The sequence below is a fragment of the Fructilactobacillus sp. X7R9C1 genome (genome assembly GCF_059901005.1).
The window spans coordinates 1-245 of record NZ_JBWXVG010000073.1; the positions used below are offsets into that span (position 1 = coordinate 1).

Annotated in this window: 1 protein-coding gene; it reads right to left on the bottom strand. The window is 48.2% G+C overall.

All coding sequences use genetic code 11. The features are described from left to right. On the bottom strand, window positions 1-245 hold a 245-nt coding region (locus tag AC6UD0_RS07475; protein WP_500708725.1), incomplete at both ends, for an FAD:protein FMN transferase.

Below are 245 nucleotides of genomic sequence, written 5' to 3' on the forward strand. Positions count from 1 at the left end.
GATAAGGCATCGCCATCAACACTATTTTTCGAGACAATCGTGACTGAGGCCAAGTTGTTGTCATAGGGATAGCCAGTCTGAGGATCGAAAAGATAAATGTATTTATGGCCATTGGAGATTAGGTATTGCTCATAGGTGCCGGCTGTTACAATGGATTCGTTGCTTTCAGGAATCGTACCCACTGCAGTGCCACGCGGCGCGGTCGGGTCTTGAATCCCAACATGCCAATCGCGATTGGTACCAAG